At 73.3% G+C, this 20,676-nt stretch carries 16 protein-coding genes and 1 pseudogene; 9 read left to right on the plus strand and 8 right to left on the minus strand.

Annotated elements, in window-relative coordinates; translation table 11 throughout:
* Positions 1 to 6: 6 nt before the first annotated feature.
* Positions 7 to 1,911: a hypothetical protein gene (locus tag IPH07_14885; GenBank protein ID MBK6918676.1), complete on the plus strand. Its 1,905-nt coding sequence runs from the start codon at positions 7 to 9 to the stop codon at positions 1,909 to 1,911.
* Here IPH07_14885 and IPH07_14890 read toward each other — a convergent pair whose 3' ends face one another.
* The 3 genes from IPH07_14890 to IPH07_14900 all read right to left on the minus strand — a co-directional run bounded on the left by IPH07_14890 (position 1,912) and on the right by IPH07_14900 (position 4,016).
* Positions 1,912 to 2,307 carry an integration host factor subunit beta gene (locus IPH07_14890; protein ID MBK6918677.1) on the minus strand — a complete coding sequence of 132 codons (396 nt, stop codon included), beginning with the start codon at positions 2,305 to 2,307 and terminating at the stop codon, positions 1,912 to 1,914. It lies immediately after the preceding gene.
* Positions 2,308 to 2,567: 260 nt separating this feature from the next.
* Positions 2,568 to 3,428 (minus strand): hypothetical protein, encoded by an 861-nt coding sequence (locus tag IPH07_14895; protein MBK6918678.1) that lies wholly within the window; start codon positions 3,426 to 3,428, stop codon positions 2,568 to 2,570.
* A 30-nt stretch (positions 3,429 to 3,458) separates the two neighbouring features.
* Positions 3,459 to 4,016, minus strand: a complete 558-nt coding sequence (locus IPH07_14900) for a hypothetical protein (GenBank protein ID MBK6918679.1) — start codon at positions 4,014 to 4,016, stop codon at positions 3,459 to 3,461.
* Positions 4,017 to 4,215: 199 nt separating this feature from the next.
* On the opposite strand from IPH07_14900, the gene IPH07_14905 reads away from it, so the two are divergent.
* Complete coding sequence (locus IPH07_14905; protein ID MBK6918680.1) at positions 4,216 to 4,824, plus strand: RNA polymerase sigma factor; 609 nt, start codon at positions 4,216 to 4,218, stop codon at positions 4,822 to 4,824.
* Between the two features lie 9 nt (positions 4,825 to 4,833).
* Positions 4,834 to 6,501 (plus strand): FecR domain-containing protein, encoded by a 1,668-nt coding sequence (locus IPH07_14910; GenBank protein MBK6918681.1) that lies wholly within the window; start codon positions 4,834 to 4,836, stop codon positions 6,499 to 6,501.
* A 564-nt stretch (positions 6,502 to 7,065) separates the two neighbouring features.
* Here the strand turns inward: IPH07_14910 and IPH07_14915 are convergent.
* Positions 7,066 to 9,105 (minus strand): DUF898 family protein, encoded by a 2,040-nt coding sequence (locus tag IPH07_14915; protein ID MBK6918682.1) that lies wholly within the window; start codon positions 9,103 to 9,105, stop codon positions 7,066 to 7,068.
* A gap of 233 nt (positions 9,106 to 9,338) precedes the next feature.
* On the minus strand, positions 9,339 to 10,397 hold the full coding sequence (gene recA / locus IPH07_14920; protein MBK6918683.1) for a recombinase RecA: 1,059 nt from the start codon (positions 10,395 to 10,397) through the stop codon (positions 9,339 to 9,341).
* Between the two features lie 175 nt (positions 10,398 to 10,572).
* Between recA and IPH07_14925 the strand changes: the two genes are divergently transcribed.
* Complete coding sequence (locus IPH07_14925; GenBank protein ID MBK6918684.1) at positions 10,573 to 11,505, plus strand: M20/M25/M40 family metallo-hydrolase; 933 nt, start codon at positions 10,573 to 10,575, stop codon at positions 11,503 to 11,505.
* Positions 11,506 to 11,507: 2 nt separating this feature from the next.
* Here the strand turns inward: IPH07_14925 and IPH07_14930 are convergent, their stop codons facing one another.
* Together IPH07_14930 and IPH07_14935 are read right to left on the minus strand one after the other, a co-directional pair.
* The gene (locus IPH07_14930) at positions 11,508 to 12,476 is read right to left on the minus strand and encodes a diacylglycerol kinase family lipid kinase (protein MBK6918685.1); all 969 of its coding nucleotides are present in this window, start codon (positions 12,474 to 12,476) and stop codon (positions 11,508 to 11,510) included.
* Between the two features lie 81 nt (positions 12,477 to 12,557).
* A complete protein-coding gene (locus IPH07_14935) occupies positions 12,558 to 14,078 on the minus strand; it encodes a YifB family Mg chelatase-like AAA ATPase (GenBank protein ID MBK6918686.1) in 1,521 nt (506 codons plus the stop codon).
* 196 nt (positions 14,079 to 14,274) lie between these two features.
* Here IPH07_14935 and IPH07_14940 point away from each other — a divergent pair, with 196 nt between their 5' ends.
* Positions 14,275 to 15,537 carry a serine/threonine protein kinase gene (locus IPH07_14940; GenBank protein ID MBK6918687.1) on the plus strand — a complete coding sequence of 421 codons (1,263 nt, stop codon included), beginning with the start codon at positions 14,275 to 14,277 and terminating at the stop codon, positions 15,535 to 15,537.
* Positions 15,538 to 15,585: 48 nt separating this feature from the next.
* A complete protein-coding gene (locus IPH07_14945; protein ID MBK6918688.1) occupies positions 15,586 to 16,155 on the plus strand; it encodes a hypothetical protein in 570 nt (189 codons plus the stop codon).
* Here IPH07_14945 and IPH07_14950 read toward each other — a convergent pair.
* Entirely contained in the window at positions 16,137 to 17,186 is a 1,050-nt protein-coding gene (locus IPH07_14950) for an aldo/keto reductase (GenBank protein MBK6918689.1), read from the minus strand. The two genes, IPH07_14945 and IPH07_14950, sit on opposite strands and share 19 nt — an antisense overlap.
* A 299-nt stretch (positions 17,187 to 17,485) precedes the next feature.
* Between IPH07_14950 and IPH07_14955 the strand changes: the two genes are divergently transcribed.
* The 3 genes and pseudogenes from IPH07_14955 (at position 17,486) to IPH07_14965 (ending at position 20,438) form a co-directional block, all read left to right on the plus strand.
* Positions 17,486 to 18,064, plus strand: a complete 579-nt coding sequence (locus tag IPH07_14955; protein ID MBK6918690.1) for a hypothetical protein — start codon at positions 17,486 to 17,488, stop codon at positions 18,062 to 18,064.
* 150 nt (positions 18,065 to 18,214) lie between these two features.
* Positions 18,215 to 19,402, plus strand: a pseudogene (locus IPH07_14960) (DUF4132 domain-containing protein).
* A gap of 244 nt (positions 19,403 to 19,646) precedes the next feature.
* Positions 19,647 to 20,438 carry a hypothetical protein gene (locus tag IPH07_14965; protein ID MBK6918691.1) on the plus strand — a complete coding sequence of 264 codons (792 nt, stop codon included), beginning with the start codon at positions 19,647 to 19,649 and terminating at the stop codon, positions 20,436 to 20,438.
* Positions 20,439 to 20,676 lie beyond the last annotated feature (238 nt).

Below are 20,676 nucleotides of genomic sequence, written 5' to 3' on the forward strand. Positions count from 1 at the left end.
CCGACCATGTCGCTGCGATGGCTGCACGACGGCGAGCACCCCGAGCTGCCGCCGAAGGCAGACGGCCTTGCGCGCGCGGCCGCAGCCGCGCTGCCGGTGCCGCGGGGCTTTGCGTGCGCGCTCGCCGAGGCCGGCGCAGCGGCGCCGCTCGCCGCCGCGTCGGAGCTCGTGGCGCAGGGCAAGGTGATCGTGCGCTCGGCGCTCGTCCTCGAGGACGGCGAACGACACAGCGGCGCTGGCCTGGGCGAGAGCGTGGGCGACGTGGACGACCTCGCGAGCTACCGCGCGGCGGTCTCGCAGATCGCGGCCGCGCGCGCGCGCGCTGGCATGCCCACCCACCCGCGCGACGGAATCATCGTGCAGCGGCAGGTCGACGCGTGCGCCCGCGCGGTGCTGGCCAGTGAGCACGGGCGCGCCTATCTCGAAGAGTTCGACGGCCGACTCGACGCCTTCGCTAGCGGCGCGAGCCCGCGCTACTCGGGGCCGCTGGCCGGGTGGCCCCACCGCGCCCGGGCGTCCACGATGACGATCGCGGCGGCCGCGAGCACGGCGCTGCCCGGCGCGGGCTTCGGGCTCGACCTCGAGCTGGCGATCGATCGCGACGACACCGTGTTCGTGGTGCAGGCGCGGCCGCTGACCGCACCGCTCTTCCCCGACTGGGAGTCGTTCGTTGCGCTCGTCGCCGAGGACGGCGACGTGATCCCCGGCGACGGCACCTGGCAGCTCGACGCCGAGCACAACCCACAGCCGCTGTCGTTCGCCCACGCGTGGTTGGTGCGCTGGCTCGCGAGCCAGCGCCCGCGCACCGGCGGCCTGCGACCGCTGGGCGGCTGGCTCTACACTCGCACGCTCGTGCGAGAGCTCGCGGCCACCGCCGCGCCCGTGACGTCGACGATGCAGGTGCTCGCGCGCCTGCGCGACGAGGTGCTACCGGCCGCGCGTGCCCGCCTGGCCGCGCTCGAGCGCGAGCCGGTGCCGACCACCGCCGCGGCGATCGACGCGATCTTCGCGCGCGGCCTCGCGGCCTTCCTCGCGATGATCGACGTGTACACCGGCGAGCTCATCCCCGCGCGCGCCGCCGCGCATGCACCGGCGATCGACCCCGCGGATCCGTTCTGCCTCCGCGGTCGCGAGGCGGTACTCGACGTGCTACCGGTCGCGTGGGACGTCGCGTCGCCGTCGCTGGCCGGCGAACCGAAGGCACCCGTGGGGCTCGAGGCGCCCGAGCGCGGGCTGCCCCTGCCCACCGACGAGCGCGGCGCGGCCACGCTGTTGACGGAGTGGGACGACCACCTCTTCGCGCTCGGACTGCGCGCGGCTCGATCCGCATGGCGAGCCGCCGGTGCTGCGCTCGGGCTCGGCGACGACGTCTTCGCGCTGGCCCCCGACGAGCTCGCCGCGCTCGCGCAACACGGGCTGCCCGACGTCGCGCAACGCGTCGCCGCGCGCCGCGAACGGCAGCGACGCGCGGCGGCGCTGCGCGTGCCCAGCCGCATCGTCGACGGCGCGCCGGCGGGGGTCCCGACGCGGTGGCTGCGGGGCTTCGCGCTCGGCTCCGACTTCACCGGGCCGCTCGCGCCGCGCCCCGACCTCGCGGCGTTGCTGGCCTCGCCGCCGCCGACCGGTGCGGTGGTTGCCCTGCCCGCGCTGACCGCCCAGGCCGCGGTCGTGCTCGCGCGCCTCGAGGTCCGCGCGGTCGTGTGCGAGCACGGCGGTGCCCTCGGGCACGGGGCCTTGATGGCCCGCGAGCTGGGCTTGTCGGCGTTGCTCGGCGCGCGCGGCTGCATGGCGATCGCCGAGGGCACGCGGGTGCGGATCGATGTCCGCAGCGGCGCGCTGCGTCGCGCGGCGTCCGATGGCGATGACGATCACGACGGGCTCGCGCACCCGCGCCGGCCGTCGACGCACTGACTAGATGACGTCCTCGGAGACGCCCGGGCCCGGTCGCGCCGGGGACTTCGCGGCCTGTTGAGCACTCTGCGCGGCCTTCGGCGGCTCCCGACGGCGCGGCGGTGGGGCCCCCTCGGGGCGCTCGCCGTTGATGCGCTTGCGCAAGTCCTTGCCGACCTTGAAGAATGGCAGACGCTTCGGCGCCACGTGGACGGTGTCGCCGGTGCGTGGGTTGCGGCCTTCGTACGGCTTGTACTGCCGCACGGTGAAGCTGCCGAACCCGCGGATCTCGATGCCCTCGTCGCGTCGCAACGCGTCGACCATCGCCTCGAAGATCGTATTGATGACCAGCTCAGCCCGCCCCTTGGTGAGATTGGCTTCCTGCGCGACCACCTCGATGAGTTCGGACTTCGTCACGACTGCGACCTCGACGGCCCCAGGCAAACCGCCCCGGGCAAGCCCCATCGTAGGTGGGAAAACCCTGCGATATCAAGCTGCAAGGTTGGAGGCCCCTGGAGGTCGCGGGCGACGACCCCACGGCGCGGCCGACCGCGACGGGCAAGGGGTTCGGTCCGCCGCCGCCCCGCGAGGCCGCGCGGGGCCCCCACGGGCGCGCCGTTGCCCCCGTCCGGGCGCGTGTGCGACGGGGGCGAGCCGCGGGGATTTCGGGGCGGTGTTCAGCCGTCGCGCGGGCGCAGGCGATGGTAGCCCGGCACGAACGCATCCACGTGACAGTCGTGCCGCGCGTAGTAGTCGACCAGGTCGGCCCAGGTCGCCGTGCCGTCGTGGATGAGCCCGGCCAGCGACGGCGCCGCGAGGGCGCCACACGACTCGACCGCCTCGAACGGTTGGTGGGCCAGCGCGGTCATGTCGTCGGACCCGAGCGCGCGCGGTGACAGCTGGCTCAGCAGGCGCTGCTGGAACTCGTCGATCTCCAGCACCTCGACATGCTCGAGGCGCACCGAGCCACTGCCCGCGCAGAGCACCACGTCGGCGGCCTCGCGCGGCCGCAGGGCGATGGCGTTGTGCATGCGCGAGCCATGGACCTCGCAGCGCCCGCGCTCCGCCGAGCTCGCCCGCACCAGATAGGCGACCGGCTGCGTGCCGATGTTCTCGATGCGCGCGATGGTGTGGTTGGCCGCGACGCTCACGCCGTGCTGGCGGTACGTGACGCGCTCGACCACCGCCGTCACCCGCAGGTGCGCGGAGCTCCACTGCTTGCCCGGCGCCAGCACGATCGCGTCCTCGAGCTCGATCGCGTGCACCAGCGGCGCAGCCATGTGCGCCGCCGACATCGGCACCTGCCACGCCTGTGCCAGCGATTCGAGGTGCTGCAGCCGCTGACTTTTGCCCTGCTCGAGCTCGGTGCGTTGCTCCGCCACCGACGCGCGCACGGTGGCGACGTCGCGCTCACCGCTGCGGATGACGCGGGTGCGGGCCGACGACTCGCGCGGGAACTTGTTCGACAGCCACACGCCGACCAGCACCACGCCGACCAGACCGATCGCGGCGAGTACCCGCTGGAGGCTCGTGGCCATGTCGACGCAAGCATGCCCGAAAGCGCGGCCTCATCGCCGCAGCCAGCCGTCGAGCTCGGCAGGGGTGAGTCCGGCGACCGCCGCCAACCACGCCCGCGGCAGGCGAGCGTCGAGGCCGACCTCCGCCCACGCCCCCGCGGCGGCCGGGTCGTCGGGGACCGCGGCCGGCCAGCGCCCACGGGCGGCGCCCTCCAACCGCGCGAACCCGCGCCAGGGATCGCCCGCTCCCCGCATCGCCTGCAGATCGCCGAGCAGGCGGTGGAGGTCGGCCCAAAGCACGACCGCCGCCTCGCCCGCCGCCGCCAGCTCGGCGCGGGGGCACGGGGCGCCCGCGCTCGCCGATGCTCGCCGCACGAGGATTGCCCGCGGTACCAGCTGGGCCTCCCGCAGCGCGCCGGGCCAACGCGCCGCGAGCCCGCGCGCCACCCCGGCCACCGGCTCGCCCGCCGCCGCATCGACCAACGCCAACAATCCCTCGTACTTGGCCACCAGCTCGGCGCGTGCGATCGGCTCGGCCCAATAGGCCGAGACGCTCGGCCACCCGCGACAGGCCAGGCGTGGCAGGGGATTCGGCGGCGGGCGCGGCATCGCGGCGGGCGGGGGCGCGCGATCGGACCCCCAGCGCATCATCCCACGATCACCCGCGCCGCCTGGGCACCTTCGTGCGGGCGAGCCAGGGGCCGGTCGGGGCTTTTCCCGCGCCCCATCCCCCGATAAGCTGACGAGGTCCCGGAAAAGTTTCCGAAAGGGTTGTCCCACAGTGCGAAAGGGCCGCTCCGAATCCTCGATGCTCGAACACGTCGAGAATCTTGCGATTGCGCATACGCAGACTGCGGACGCAGCTGCGTCGGAGTCCGGCACGTTCCTCAGCCCGGAGGAGCGCCAGCTCGTCGCACGTGCCCGCGTCGGTGAGCACCGTGCGCTGCGCCAAATCTACTCGACCTACCAGGCCCAGGTCCGCGCGCACTTCTACCGTCTGCTCGGCCACGACGGCGAGATCGACGACCTCACGCAGATCGTGTTCGCTCGGGCCTTCAACGCGCTCGATCGGTTCCAGGGCAACTCCACGCTCGGCACGTGGCTCTACCGCATCACCGCCAACACCACGCACAACCTCCTGCGCCAGCGGTTTCGACGCGAGCGCGTGAAGTCGGCGCTCAACTGGTTCAACTCGAGCGGCGCGACCAAGGTCGGCTCCACCCGCGTCGAGGCGCGTGACGAGGCACACCGCATCCTGCAGCAGCTGCGACCCGATCTCCGTGAAGTCTTCGTGCTGTATCACTATGAAGGTCTGACGCTGCAGGAGATCAGCGAGATCCTCGACAAGCCGATCAGCACCATCGGCGACCGCCTCACCCGCGCACGCAAGCAGCTGCGCGACCTCGTGGTCGCCTAGGAATCCGCCATGCAACCCCGCGAACCCCAGCCGCGCCCGCGATACAGCTGTCAGGAGGCCCACGAGGACTCCGAGCTCGTGTTGAGCGATCGGGCGACCCAGGCGGTGCGCGAGCTCTACGACGAGCACCTGCGGGCGTGCCGAGATTGCCGGCGCATGCACCGGGCGCTGTACGCCATTTACGAAGGCCCCGTGGTGCCGACCGCACCCGCGGGGCTGCGCGAAGAGAAGGAGTTCCACGCGATCCTCCGCCGCATGAAGACGGAGCGACGCGAGCCGTGGTACCGCAAGTGGGCGGTGGGCGCGACCGTGGGTGGCCTCGCGACCGCGGCCGCCGTGCTGACCTTGACCCTCTTCGACGTGGCGCCCGAGGTGCTCTCGCTGCCCAAGTTCGAGGACGAAGGTCCCGAGCCGGTCGCGCTGGTGACCGGTGCCTCGGGCGACGACGGCAGCGATGCGACCACCGGTGGCGGCATCGAACATCCCGCGCAGAGCTATGGCCGCATCGTCGGCGGGCTCGCCGATCTCGTCACCCCCGGCGGTCAGTCCTCGAACACCAACACCTTCCCGGTCGGCACCCACTTCGAGGTGAACGCCGAGCATCCGCTGCAGGTCGGCTTGGTCGGCAAGATCGTCGCCAACTTCACGCCGAGCTCGCGCATCGAGTGGACCGCCGCCTCGCCCAGCCTGCTCGAGCTCGAGGTCGAGCGGGGCATCGCCGCGGTGCGCTACGACCGACGCCCGTCGGATCCGGTGCTGCAGATCCGTACCCCGACGGCAGTCGTGCGGGTGATCGGCACCGTCTTCACCGTGCAGGTCGAGCCCAACGACAACACCATCGTGTCGGTGCTGCGCGGGCAGGTCGAGGTGCTGCACCCGAAGACCAACCGCCTGCTGGCCGAGGTCGAGTCGGGCTTCCGCTACGACGTGGGTCGCTCGACCTTCGACGACCCCGGTCTCACCGAGGTCGAGGCCGCACTGCCGCTGTCGAACGACCCCGGTGACGAGGACGGCGACGGCAGCGAGACCCTCGCGCTCGCCGACGGCCGCATCCCGCCGGCGTGGAACGTGCCCGGCCTCCCGCAGGACCCGCGCTTCCGGACCATGGCCTACGTGCCGGCCCGGCCTGCGACCGCCCCGGTGGCGATCGGCGCGACGCCCCGCACACCGCGCAACGGCGGGGCGGTAGCGGCTGCGAATCCGCCGGCCGCCGAGCGACGTCCGATGGACGACGATGGCGAGGACCTCATCGAGAGCCTCATGCGCGACGCGGAGCTCACCCGGCGCAAGGAGCTTCGGGCATCGCTCGAGACCTGCCGCGGCCTCTACGAGGCGGTCGACACCCGCTACCTCGCCGCCAAGTGCCTGTCGACCTTCATCGACAAGTACGGCAGCGACCCGCTCGCCGTCGAAGGCTACCTCCTGGTCGGCATCCTGCGCATGGACTATGCGCTCGACTACGAGGCCGCCGAGGTCGCCTTCCAGACCTTCCTTCGCCGCGCGCCCAACCATCCCTCGGCCGAGCTGGCGCTCTTCCGCATGTGGCTCGCCAGCACCGAGAACGGTCGCATTACCGAGGCGCTCGATCGCGGTCGCAAGTACCTGGCGCGCTACCCCAACGGCAAGTACGTCGGCAAGGTCCTGCAGCGCTTCCCCGAGCTGAAGTCCGAGCTGTAGCGCCGCGCAACGCCGGACGCCGGGCCCACGTTCGCGCCGCGTCGCGGCCCTGCTGCGGTGCCATGGCGGTGGGCGCGGTGCGGCCGTGATCCGGTGAGGCCGTGATCCGGTGAGGCCGTGATCCGGTGGGGCCGTGATCCGGTGGGGCCGTGATTGGTGGCGCCGTGATCGGGCCGTGATCCGGTGGCGCCGTGATCGGGCCGTGATCGGGTGGCGCCGTGATCGGGCCGCGACTGGTGGCGCCGTGATCGGGGCGTGATCCGGTGGGGCCGTGGTCGGGCCGTGATCCGGTGGCGCCGTGGCGGCCCCCGCCCGCGGTGGTTGCGGCGGTGTGCAATGCGGTCCGCGGGCGAGTCGGTGTGCCGCGTGCGTGGGCGGGTCGGCGACCCGTGCGGGCGTGGCATCCAACAGGGCCGCCCGCGTGGGGTCCCCGAATTGGCAGAGGGGAGCACCCCGGGCTCGGGGCCTCCCCTCTTCGTTCGGAGCCCGGCCAGCGCGTCGGCGCTGGTCGGATCCTTGGACGCGCTCACCGATGTGGGTCGGCGGCGCGTTCAGCCGCGCTTGCTAGCGCCGCGCCGGCACCCCCGGCTGGAAGGCGCCCGCAGGCGCCCCACCGGCGATCTCGTTGAACTCGTGGTTGTTGTAGTCGAACTTCCACATCTTGATCATGAACCAGGGCGTGTAGATGCCGACGGTCACCATCGTCAGCAGGTAGCCGACCAGGAACGTCACGAAGAACTCGCCGCCCGTGCCGGTGAAGCTGCCAGCGAATGCCCTGCCCTGGAAGTAGACCCGGGTGTTCTCGGCCCAGAACTTCAGCATCTTCACCTGGAACCAGGGGAAGTAGATGTACACGGTCACCATGCACAGCAACATGCCGACCAGCACGGTCACGAACAGCTGGCCGCCGGTGCCCTCGAAATCGAAGTTGCCGACCGGCTGCTCGTTCTCGAGGATCGCCGTGCGCGAGAAGATCACCTTGCGCAGCTTGCAGATGAACCAGGGCATGTAGATGTAGAGGGTGATCACCGTCAGCAACATGCCGACGAGGAACGTGACGAACAGCTCGCCACCGGTGCCCTCGAAGTTCAGCCGGTACCGCGTGCCATCCTGGGCGGTGGCCGTGGTGTTGTCCGCGAAGAACTTGATCATCTTGCAGATGAACCAGGGCGCGTAGATGCCGAACGTGATGGCCGTCAGCAGGTAGCCGACCAAGAACGTCACGAACAGCTCGCCGCCCTTGCCCGTGAACTCCAGCCGGAGATCACCGCGTCGGGTCGGCCCGAGCGTCGTGTTCGACAGAACGAAGTTGGTGATCTTGCAGTAGAACCAGGGCATGTAGAAGCCGACCGTGACGAGCGTCAGCAGGTAGCCGACCAAGAACGTCACGAACAGCTCGCCACCGGTGCCTTGGAAGTTGGGGCGCACGCCACCGCCGCCACCGCCCATCATCGGCGCCGGGGGACCGAACCCACCGGGCGCCGGTGCGCCGAACTGCGGGCCCATCGGTGCCGGCGGGCCTCCGCCCGGACGCGCCATCATGCCGGGAGGGCCGGGCGGCGGACCGCCCATCGGCATCCCCGGTGGCGGACCCATCGGCGGGCCGCCCATCGGCATGCCCGGTGGCGGACCCATCGGCGGACCGCCCATCGGCATCCCCGGCGGCGGACCGCCCATCGGCATCCCCGGCGGCGGACCCATCGGCGGACCGCCCATCGGCATCCCCGGTGGCGGACCCATCGGTGGGCCGCCCATCGGCATCCCCGGCGGCGGACCCATCGGCGGGCCACCCATCGGCATCCCCGGCGGCGGGCCCATCGGTGGACCCGGCGGCGGACCAAAACCTCCGGGCTGGCCCGGGGGCATGCCCATCGGAGGGCCACCCATCGGAGGGCCAGGCGGCGGACCGAAACCTCCGGGCTGCGGTCCCGGAGGCATGCCCGGCGGCGGACCCATCGGCGGCGGACCCATCGGCGGGCCACCCATCGGAGGGCCAGGCGGCGGGCCAAAACCACCGGGTTGCTGCGGCGGCATGCCGGGGGGTGGGCCCATCGGGGGACCCGGCGGACGGGGTGCGGCCGGACCCGGCGGGGGCCCAGGCGGCGGACCCCAGCCCGGCGCGCCGCCTTGCGCTGCCGGTGGCGGCGCTCCGAATTGCGGCGGCGGTGCACCCGGCGGCGGACCGGGGGGCCGCGGCGCGGGCGGGCTGCCCGGTGGCCCCCACGCGGGCGGCGGCGCGCCCGGGCCTGCGGCCGGCGGTGGTGCGCCCATCGCCATCATCGTGCGTGCCGGCGCGGCCGGTTGCTCGCCATGCACCGCCATCAACTGCAGCGTGGTCTGACCGGCCTGGAACCACTGCCCGGGCTCGAGCACGAATTCGTTCAGGCGCTGGCCGTTGAACCACGTGCCGTTGGTGCTGCCGACGTCGCGAACGCGAACCTGACCGTTCTGAAACAAGATCTCGGCGTGACGACCCGAGGTCTGCGGATCGTTGAGAACGATGTCGCCCGACTCGCGACCGATCGAGGTCATCGGCGCGGCGATGTTCCTCGTCTCCGGCGGCCGGTTGACGTACTGGATCTTGAGAACGAAGTAGCTGCTCACACGTGCCTCCGCAGGGGGGAGCGCGAGTCTCCCAATCTTGGACCCTTGATCGCAAGGGCGATCGACGAACGATCGTGCGCCTGGTTGCGCCGGTTTCGGCCGCCTGGAGTGCGCCGGCAGGGATGGCCACGGCCCATCGGCCCCGGCCGCCCGCTGCCCGGGCGCATGTTCGTGTCGAAGGCGGTCACATCGGGCCGCCCGCAGCATCTGCCACCGGCCAGCTCGCGCCGGTGCTAGGCCGCCGCGGCGGGCTTCGCCGGCAGCACGGTCGCGAGCAGGTCACGGGCCAGCTCGTCGCGCTCCTTGGCGTGCTCGCGTAGCCAGTCCAGCGCGGCCGCGCGGCCTTGACCGATGCGCGTGGCCCCGTGCGCGAACCAGCTGCCGTTCTTGACCACCGTGCCGCGCTCGAGCGCCGCGTCGAGGATCTCGGCCTCGCGATCGATCCCGCGACCGAACGCGATCTCGAACTCGGCCTCGGTGAACGGCGGCGCGCACTTGTTCTTCGCGACCTTCACGCGGGTCCGACTCGCGACCGCCCGCTCGCCGTCCCGCACGGTCTGGATGCGACGGATGTCGAGACGGACGCTGGCGAAGTACTTGAGCGCGTTGCCACCCGTGGTCGTCTCCGGCGAGCCGAACTGCACGCCGATCTTGTGCCGCAGCTGGTTGATGAAGACCACCGTGGTGTTGGTCTGGTGGGCGACGCCGGCGATCTTGCGCATCGCCTGGCTCATGAGTCGCGCTTGCAGGCCCAGGTGCTGATCGCCCATGTCGCCCTCGAGCTCGGCCTTGGGGATGAGCGCCGCGACCGAGTCGACGATGATGAGGCCGACGGTACCGGTGCGGCACAGCGTGTCGGCGATCTCGAGCGCCTGCTCGCCGTGATCCGGCTGCGCGACCAGCAGGTCCTCGGTGATGACGCCGAGCGCCTTGGCGTAGGCGACGTCGAACGCGTGCTCGGCGTCGAGGAACGCGCACAGGATGCCGCGCTTCTGCGCCTCGGCCACGATGTGCAGCGTCAGCGTGGTCTTGCCCGACGACTCCGGGCCGTAGATCTCGACGATGCGACCCTTGGGCAGCCCGCCGATGCCGAGTGCGCGATCGAGGTTGATCGACCCGGTCGCGATGGTTTCGTAGCGTTGGACCTCGCCGGACTCGCCGCCGAGGGCCATGAGGGCGCCCTTGCCGAAACGACCGACGATGGTGTCGATGACCTTGGTGATGGACTCGCGCACGGGCTTGCGGTCGTCGGACTTGGACTTGGTTGCGCCGATGGGTGGAGCGGTGTTCATTGTGGTTGCCTCCGTGGAGTTGCCGCCCGACACTGCGCTCGACGTGCCAAGCCATGCGGCGCGTCGAGGTGCGCGTGGTCGTTGGCGATCCGTCGTCGCGCCGGTGCGCACCGGCGCGGCTCGCCGGCCCGCGGGCCGGCCCAGCCGGACGAAACGGGCCGGCCTCGCGGCGACGATGCTCGTGTTGCTGGGTGCGGGCTGCCGCGCGAGCGCGGCGCTCGAGGGGACCGCAGCGGCGACCCCTCCGCCTGCGTTCGACGCCGAGCTCGCGCGCGCCCACCTCGACGACTGGCTGGCGCAGCCGCGCGCGCTCGGTGATCCGCGGCGTGCCGAGAGCATCGCCCGCCTGGTCGCGACCCTCGCGGCGATGGGCGTCACGCCCGAGCGCGTCGATCACGTCGCCGATGATCCCAGCGGCACCGGCTCGTACGCGCTCACCGAGATCGTTGCCGACTTCCACCCCGACGCCGCGCGTCGCTTCGTGCTCGCGACCCACTACGACGTGCGCCCGTGGGCCGACGAGGACCCCGACCCCGCCAACCACGCGCGGCCGATCCCCGGGGCCAACGACGGCACCAGCGGCCTCGCGGTGGTGCTCGCCCTGGTACCGCCGCTGCTGGCCGCGCTCCCGCCGGACGTGGGCGTCAGTGTGGTGCTGTTCGACGGCGAGGAGCTGGGGCGGCCCGACGCCGGTGGCTACTGCATGGGCTCGCGCCACCTCGCCGAGCGCATCCGCCAGGGGCTGCACCCGACCCTGGCCCGCGCCGAGCTCGGCATCGTGCTCGACATGGTCGGTGACGCCGATCTCCGCCTGCGCATCGAGCCCAACTCGGCGACGTTCCACCCGGCCCTCGCACGGGCGCTGTGGGACACCGCCGCTGCGCTCGGCGAGCCCGCGTTCTCGCCCGACGCCAGCGGCCCCGGCATCGTCGACGACCACCAGTTTCTCACCGCGGCCGGCATCCCGAGCGTGCTCGTCATCGATCGCGAGTACGTCGCATGGCACCGCGTCGACGACGACGCGCAGCACGTCGCGACCGCGAGCCTCGCGAGCGTCGGTCGGGTGGTGCTGGCCACCCTGCTGCGGTGGTTCGCGCCGCCGCGCTGACGCTACGCGCGGCTGCGGGCCGGGCCCGGTAGGCCGGCCGCGCGGACCCGCAGCCCGGCGCGCTCGATGTGGAAGCTCGCCGGCAGTCGGCCGGGCTGCTCGCCGTCGAGATCGAGCAACACGACGTCGGCGCACTCGCAGGGCTCCAGCGACAGTCGCTGCACCCGTGCACACGTGACGTGGGGGTCGTCGGCGTGCCCACCGCGAAAGACCTTCGCGAGCAGGCCCAGGAACCGCAGCTTGCTGCCGTCGCCGGTCCACAGCGCATCGAGCTCGCCATCGGCACAGCGCGCCCGCGGTGCGATCCACATGCCGCCACCGAAGTACTGGCCGTTGGCCACGACCGCGAGGTCGAGCGCGATCTCGCGGACGGGGCCGTCGTCGGCACGCAGGCGCACACGCTTGGGTCGGTGCTCGATCACGCCGCGCAGGGTGCCCACGAGATAGGTGGCCGTCGGGCCCAGCAGCTTGTTGGAGTGCCGCACGTGGTAGTCGACCAGCCCCGAGATGCCGGCGCTGGCGATGTTGAGGAAGGGCCGCACCGTCTCGCGGCCGGCGGCGTCGTGGAAGCGCGCGACGCCGTAATCGACGCGAGTGGCCTCGCCGTGCCCGAGGACGTCGAGCCACTGCGCGATCGGTCGCCGGCCGAGGTGTCGTACGAAGTCACCGCCAGTACCGCTCGGCACCAGGCCGAGCTCGGCCTCGGGGAAGCGATTGCGCCCGGCCTCGTCGACGAAGCCACACAGCACCTCGTTGTTGGTGCCATCGCCACCGACGCTCAACACCCGCGTCGCGCCGCGCTCGAGCGCCTGCCGGCACAGCAGCGTCGCGTGGCCGGGCGCCTCGGTCTGCACGATGTCGATCGCCCCCAACCGCTGGTGCAGCGCCTGCTGCAGCGCCGGCCACCGCTTCAGCGTGCGGCCGTTCGAGGACGCGGGATTGACGATCGCGACGACGGGCGGCGGGCTCACCTGGCCGCGCACGCTAGCAGGGCGCGCCGAGCCTCGGCAATCGCAGTGGGCGAGGACCAGCGGCCTGCGCGATGCTCGGGCTCAGCCACCCTCCGGAAGGCAGCGCAGCGCGGCGGCAGTGGCGAGCTCGGCCTCGCCGACGATCGCAGCGCCGTGCAGATCGGCGAGGGTCTGCGCGACCCGTCGCATGCGGTGCTGGGCCCGCGGCGACAGCCGTCGCGCCCGCACCACCTCGCGCAGCAGGCCCCGCGCCGAGGTCGTGAGCGGGCAGCACTGCTCGACCGCGCCGGCCTCCGCCACGACCTCCGCGTTGCAGCGCCAACGCGTCGCGGCCAACCGTGCCCGCTGGCGGGCCCGCGCCTCCTCGATGCGCGCCGCGACCTCGGCACTCGACTCGGTCGGTGTCGTGTCCTCGAGCGCATCGAGGGACACCGGCGCCACCGCGATGACGAGGTCGATGCGATCGAGCAGCGGTCCCGACAGGCGCCGACGGTAGCGCGCCACCGCGGTCGGCGGGCACGTGCACGCGCGCTCGGGGTGGCCGAGGTAGCCGCACGGGCACGGGTTCATCGCCGCCATCAGCTGGAAGCGGGCCGGTAGCCGCACCACGCCGCTGGCGCGGACGATGGTGACCTCGCCGTCCTCGAGCGGCTCGCGCAGCCCCTCGAGGCAGCTGCGGGGGAACTCGGGCAGCTCGTCGAGGAAGAGCAACCCGCGGTGGGCGAGGCTGACTTCACCCGGTCGGATCGGCGTGCCGCCGCCGAGCATGCCGGCGACGCTGACGCTGTGGTGGGGCATCCGCACCGGCGGTCGCCGCACGAGCTCGCTGGCGACCACGCCGCGCGCGACCCCGTGCACCTTGGTGACCTCGAGCGCCGCCGCCTCGTCGAGCGCCGGCATCAATGCGGCGGCCCGGCGTGCGAGCATGGTCTTGCCCACGCCGGGTGGACCGTGCAGCAGAAGGTTGTGGCCGCCGGCAATCATCACCTCGAGCGCGAGGCGGGCCACCGGCAGCCCGCGGACGTCGGCGAGATCGGGCCCGACGACCTGCGCCGCGCTGCTCGCCGCGCGCACGTGAGGCCGCAGCTCGCGATCCCCCCGCAGCGCCGCGACCAGCTCCGCGAGGCTCGACACCGCGACGACCTCGAGACCGCTGATGAGCGCGGCCTCGTCGGCGTTGGCGGCCGCGACCACGAGCCGGCGCGCGCCGTGCCGCTGCGCGGTGTCGGCCACCACCAGCGCGCCGGCGGCCGCCCGCACCTGCCCGTCGAGCGCGAGCTCGCCCCACAGCACGAGGTCCGACAGCGCGGGCGCGGGCACCACCTCGTGACTGGCGAGCAAGGCCACCGCGACCGCGAGATCGATCCCCGGGCTGTCCTTGCGCACGTCGGCGGGCGCGAGGTTGACGACCTGCTTGCGCGGGCGCAGCTCGTGCCCGCAGTGGCCCATCGCACTGCGCACCCGCTCGCGCGCCTCCGTCACCGCACCGGTCGCGCGGCCGACGATGGTGAGGCCGGGCAGCCCCAGGCGCACGTCGGCCTCGACCGTGACCAGGGAGCCATGGATGCCCTGCAGGGCTGCGGTGAGGCTGCGTGCGAGCACGATGAGCGACGCCGGTGAGCAACGCGCGTGCCGAGCACGGCGCCGATCCAAGCCCGCGGGATCGCAGCTCGCGGGCCATCGCGTGCGGCGGCCCGAGGGCGGCCCGATCGGGCCACGTCGGCCGCGATGGGCCGAGCTGGCCACGCGCGCGCCGGGCTCGGCCCGTCGCACGCGTCTGCTATCGTTCGATGCGTCGATGGACACCGCGCGCATCGAGGGCCTCGCCGGCAAGGTGCTCGAGGGCAAGTATCGCCTCGACGCCATCATCGGTCGCGGCGGCATGGCGGTGGTGTTCGCAGCGACCCACCTCGGGCTCGAGCGGCAGGTCGCGATCAAGATGCTCGCGACCGAGCACGACGGCCGCGCCGACCTGGCCGCCCGAATGGTCCGCGAGGCCAAGACCGCGGGCTCGTTCGGCCACCCCAACATCGTGCAGGTCACCGACCTGGGCTGGCACGACGGCGCGCCGTTCGTCGTGATGGAGTATCTGCACGGCACCACGTTGTCGACGTTGCTGGCGCAGCGCGGGCCGATGCCGCCGGCGCGCGCGGTGCCGATCGTGCTCGACGTGCTCGATGCGCTCGCGGCGGTGCATCGCCGCGGCGTGGTCCACCGCGACATCAAGCCGCAGAACGTCATGCTCGTGCGCGATCACGCAGGCCAGCCGGTCGTGAAGGTGCTCGACTTCGGCATCTCGAAGGTCGTGGTCGACGACGGCTCGCTCACGCAGACCGGCGCCGTGATCGGAACGCCGGCTCACATGGCGCCCGAGCAGGCGCTCGGCGAGCCCGCGTGCGCGCGCGCCGACCTGTTCGCGGTCGGCTCCCTGCTCTACACGCTGTTGGTGGGCGAGTCGCCGTACCAGGCGCACAACAGCACCGCGACCCTGGCGCGACTGCTCGACGGCCGCTACGCGCCGGCCGGACGCCGCGTGGCCAGCGTGGGTCCGCGCCTCGAGGCAGTCCTCGCGACCGCACTCGCGCGGCAGCCCGCCGATCGCTTCGCCGACGCGGCCGCGATGCGCGAGGCCCTGCTCGCGTGCCGCGACGAGTACGAGCAGGCACCGCACCGTCCGCGCGAGGGCCCGCGCTCGGTGCCGCTGGCGACCAGCGCGGTGGCCCAGCCCGCCGCACCCGCGCCGCGCAACCTCGCCGCCGCGCCGCACGTCGACGCCCGCTTCGCGCCCCCGCCGGTCCAGCGCCTGGCGCTCGACGAGGTGCTCGAGCGGCCGCGTCCAGCCGCCGCGGGCACGCGCCGGGCCGCGGGCAGCCCGGGCTGGCGCCCGCCGCTGCGCCCGATCGCGTGGTCGCTGGCGGCGGTGGTCCTGGTGGTCGTCGGGTGGCGCGAACGCGAGGCGCTGCGCCGCTTCGCCGGCGAGACACGCGATGCCTTCGCGGCCCTGCTCGGGGACGCGCGCGAGCCCAAGGACGACACCGCTGGCGGCTCGCGACGGCGCTGACGGGTCGCGCGCGCACCCGCCCCGCCGCGACCGCTATCCTGCTCGTCCATGGCGATGCCGCACTCGCGGGGGCTCGCGGCCCATGCCGCGCTGGACCACCTCGAGAGCTTCGCGAGCGGCAGCGCCGCGTCGGTACGCGCACGGATCCCCGCGGCATCGCTGGCGGCGATCGAGCGCTGTCCGGCACTCGACTGGATCTCGGTCGAGCACGAGCACTGGATCACCACCGCGACGTTCGAACACTTCGGCGCCGACGCCACGGGTTTCTTCCGCGAGGTGGTCGTGCGCCGCCTCGCCGAGACCCCACTGCTACGGCCGCTGATGCAGCAGGCCCGCCGGTTGTTCGGCATCGATCCCGGCACCTACCTGCGCATCAGCCCGCGGGCGTTCGGGCTGATGTTCCGCGGCTTCGGCGAGCTGGCCATGGTCGAGCGCGGCCCCCATCACGCGGTGCTCGAGCTGTCGAGCTGCCACCCGTTGGTCTTCGAGCACCCCGGCTACGTGCCGTCGTGGACCGGCGCGATGGCGGCGACGCTGGACTTCGCCATGGCGCGAGGGACCGCCACCTGCGAGCTCGACCGGGCCGGGTCGAGCGTGCGCTACACGGTGCGCTGGTAGCCCGCCCGCGCCGACCACCAGCGTCGCGCCTTGCCGAGCACGCGCTGGCCCAGCGAAGGCGGTGGTGCCGGAACGCAGTGCACGTCCGCAAACGATCGCGCGAGCGTCTCGCACTCGCCTTGCGACAGCGCCAGCTGCGTGGCTGCGATCGCGTCGTCGATCTGGCGCACGTCACCGACACCGACGATCGCCGCGTCGACGTCCTGCGCCAGCACCCACGCCAGCGCAACCTGGGCCACGGTGGCGTCGTGGCGCGCAGCGATCGGCAGCAGCGCGCGGTGGGTCGCGGCGACGATGCGAGCGCGGCTCTCGGGTGAGAACTCGGCCGCCCATCGCCGATCGTCGTCGGGTCCCGGCGCATGGCGGGGGTCGCGACCGGCGAGCGCGCCCGCGGCCAGCGGCGAGTAGGCCAGCACACCGCAGCCGAGCGCGCGGGCGCTCGGCACCGCGTCGGTCCGCGCGGCCGGACGCAGCAGCGACAGCGGCAGCTGGTGGCTGCACAGCGGCACCGGACCGAGTGCCGCGTGGGCCCGCCGCAGCTGGTCGTCGTCGAAGTTCGACACGCCGATCGCATCGATCTTGCCCTCGCGTCGCAGCACCAACAGCTCGCCGATCGCCTCCTCGATCGGGACCAGCGGATCGGGATGGTGGATCTGGCACAGATCGATCCGCTCGATCCCCAGCCGCGCGAGGCTGCCTTCGACATCGGCCCGCAGTGCGCGGGGGCGACTGTCGCGTCGCACCGCGCGGCGCTGGCCGTCGATGATCGCCTCGAACAGGATCTCGCCGTGATCGCCATCCCAGCGCAGCCCGACCTTGTCGAGCACCCGCACACGCCCGCGGACCCCGGCGAGCACCCGACCGAGCTGCGACTCGCTGCGACCGAAGCCGTACAGCGGCGCGGTGTCGATCGCGAACAGCCCGCGCTCGATCGCGGCGTGCAGCACTCGCTCGCGCGCGGCGTCCCCCTCGCGATAGGCCATGGCCCCGACGACGATGCGCGGCACCGTCAATCCGGCGCGACCGAGCATGCGGGTGGGGATCGCAGGACCGTGCACGGCCCCTGGTAGCAAGCCTGGGCCGGCGCGGCACCGCGCCCGCGCGGGCCCAGGCGTGACCGCCCTCACCCATCCCGCAGCATCGCCCCGCCGGGGTTTCGGACGGCCGTCGTCGGCAATCCGCCACGGTGGATGATCGTGGCGTTGCGGTCGGCAACAGACAGGGTCGGGATCCGTCGTGCTGTTGAAGGGTCCCACCGGCGTGCCGGCCTGGCACGGGGCTTGGAAGGCTCCGGTCCCGACCGCTCCCCGCCCCCCTCCGAGACGCGACCATGCCCGCCGTTCCCGCCCTGCTCGCCCTGCTGACCTCGACCGCTGGCGCCCCGCTGTTGCCGTATGCAGAGATCTCCGCCGAGGCATTGGCGCCCGACGGCATCCGCCACCAGGAGGCGCTTCGCATCGACCGCGACTTCGGCAAGCCCGAGTTCGATCTCGTGGTCGACACCTGGATGCCCGAGCGCAACCCCAGCGCCTTCGCCGACGTGCGGCTGTGGTGGGTGAAGACCACCGCCGCCGATCGCCGCAGCCCGCTGTCGACCCGCGCGCAGAAGTACGTCGAGATCGACAGCAAGGCGCAGGGCCCCGACCGCTGGCTGCTGGCCGTGACCGGCGATCACAAGCGCTTCGCGTTCGAGGTCGAGCTCGCCGACGACGGTGAAGCCGCGGTCTTCACCGACATCGTCGACGAGCGGGGCCAACGGGTCGAGCACTGTCGCGCGCGCTCGGGCTTCTTGCACGCGCGCCGCTTCATGGGCCTGCCGGTCGGCATCGCGCGCCTGTCGATCTCGTGCGTCGACGACCATGGCCGCACGCGCAACGGCAATGCGATCATGGGTCGCGCGCATCGCTAGCGAGCAGGCCCGCCGCGGCGCGGCCGGCCTCGCAGTCCGCGAGGGGCCGCCCCACCGCCGGGCCTCGCGGTTCGCGAGGGCTGCCCACCTCGCGCGCCGACCTCGGGCCTTGTTGCGGGGCTTCACCGCGGACTGTTAGCGTCGGCCGCGATGGCCGCTCCGCTCCTCTCGCTCGATGCTGCGCTGCAGCTGCTCGCGCGACCGCCGTGGGTGAAGCCCGTCGACGGCGGCACGCGCCGCGCCCTGCCGCCGCTCGCGGTGGCACCGGCGGCCGCCGAGCACGGCCGCGCGATGGCGACGACCCTGCGCAGCGACGATCCCGTGGCGTTGCTGGCGTGGTTGCGTGCTGCGCCGGAGACCGCGGCCGCGTCGCTGCTGGCCGCGGGCACGCGCGACGCCTGGATGGCCCTGCGGATCGCCACGCTGCACTGCGACGGTGGCGATGCCGTTGCCCGCGTCGCGACGCAGCTGGGGGTGGCCGAGGCGGTCGCCGCGGCGCAGCTCGACGATCCGCTGCTGTGCCACCCGCTCGAGTTCCCCCAGCTGCCCGCGCGCCTGCCGGCGGTGACATTGCGCGCCGATCTGCAGCATCCCCGGCGCGGACAGGAGCTCGGCCACGACGAGCTGCGCCGGTTGGTGGAGCTGTTCGGCTTCGCCCGCGTGTTTGCGCCCCACCTGGCGTGGTCGCCGTTGCGAGCGGCGCTCGAGCCCGAGTCCCGCGAGGTGCTCGCGCAGGCGCTGCTGCGCCACCCCGATCACACGCGCGCGGCGACCCGCCTGGGTGACGACGCGCTCGGCGAGCGCGTGCTCGCACGGGCGATGGCCTCGGGCCGTCCGGAGCCGCTGTGCGATGCGCTCGCGGCCGCCGATCCGATGTGGCTGTGCCGGATGGTCGCCTGCGACAGCCAGCCGATGCGTCGCTGGGCCCGCGACCACGTCGACGCGCTGGTGGCCCCGACCAGCGTCGACGACGAGCGGACGCCGATGGTCGTGCGCGCCCACGTCGATGCGCTCGAGCGCGCGATGGTCGAGCGCCGTCGCTTCACCCCGGCCGCGCTCCACCGCGCGGCGCGTCACCCGGTGCTCGCGCCCCTCCTCGGCGCGCTCGTGCTCGGCTGCTACGTCGACGACGTGCTGGTGAAGTGGTTTCGCCTCGATGCGCAGGGTGGGCCGGTCGACCACGGCGGGCAGCCGTTCGAGCCCAGCGGCCCGATCGGCATCTGCCACCCGCTCGAGCTGCCGGAGCACGAGCGCCGCGCCCTCGCCGACGGCCTCGAGGGCCAGCAACCATTCGCGCAGCTGCGGCGCCCGCTGTTCGTGCCGATGCCCGACGGCCGCCCCGATCCGGCGGCGCTGGCCGAGGCGATGGTGCCTTCGCGCCTGCTCGCGCTGGCCGACGACGAGTGGCGCCGGATCAGCGACGGCGCCAGCCTGCGGGCAATCGCGCGGACGATCCGTGGTGGACTCGAGGTCGCCGTCGAGCTCGCGGCGGTGCCGTTCCGGGATCTCGACGCCTTCGCCAGCGGCCCATCGGTGATGGGCACGGTCGCTTGGCGAGCCCGCCAGTCGCGACGCCAGCGGCGTGCTGCAGCATCACGTCGGCTGGGCGGCCTGGTCGCACGCCAACCCCATCGAGTTCAGCGAGGTCATCCGCGAGATCGCCAGCTGCCTCGTGCGGGCCCATCCATCACCCGAGTGGATCGATCCCACGGTGTTGTCGGTGTACCGCCAGGCCATCCGTCGCGCGCCCACGGATCGCGAACCCGTGCTCGCGCTCGCGCAGCTGCTGCGCAAGCACCACCACCCCGAGGGCGAGCTGCTCGAGCTCGATCTACGCGAACGCGAGGGCACGCTCGACGACCCCGACGCGATCGAACGCCTGCTGGCGCTGGCGGCCGCGCACGGCTTTCCGCGCGAGCCCGACGATCCCGACGGCGAGCTGCTGGTGTTCCGCCCCCGCCACGGCACCCACTACGTCGTGACCCTCGGTGGTCGCGAGCACGCGATCGGCTACGACGCCGGTGTGCTCACCGTCGACGACGGCGCCGAGCGCCGCACGCTGCGCCCGCGGCTGGCGGCGCGCGATCACTGGAGCGACATCGAGACCAACGTCATCCTCGCGCTCACGCTGGCGGTGTTCCGCGAGCGCCGGGGGCTCGACGCGCTGTGGCTGCCGCCGGTCGAGAGCTTCGGCTCGCACCCGCGCGCGCGGCTGGGCCCGTGGCCGCTGCACCCGTTCCCCGCCGGCGTGCGTCGGCTCGCGTTCGACCCCGCGGCGGCGATCGGCCTGCGGGCGCGGGACCGCCAGCGCTGGACCATGCTGTGGCACCGCCTGCAGGCGCTGCTCGGCGATCGCACGCCGCAACGACTGTGATGGCGGGGGCCCGCGGCCGCGGCCCCGACCGCCGCACGCCAGCCTCGCCTCGCGGCGTCGCGCCGCGCCGACCTCCAGGATCCCCATGCTGACGGGGCTTTGGCGCCGGGGTTGTCCGAGCGCCGTCGGTCACTGCTAAAGTCCCCGGCGAGGCCAGCGGCGCCAGCGTTGGTCGTCGCGCCCGCGACGACGTCGCGAGCGCTGTCGCGGCCTCGAGTTCGTGATCAGAGGAGACGTG

Source organism: Deltaproteobacteria bacterium, assembly GCA_016709225.1.
GTDB lineage: Bacteria > Myxococcota_A > Polyangia > Nannocystales > Nannocystaceae > Xiheibacterium > Xiheibacterium phototrophicum.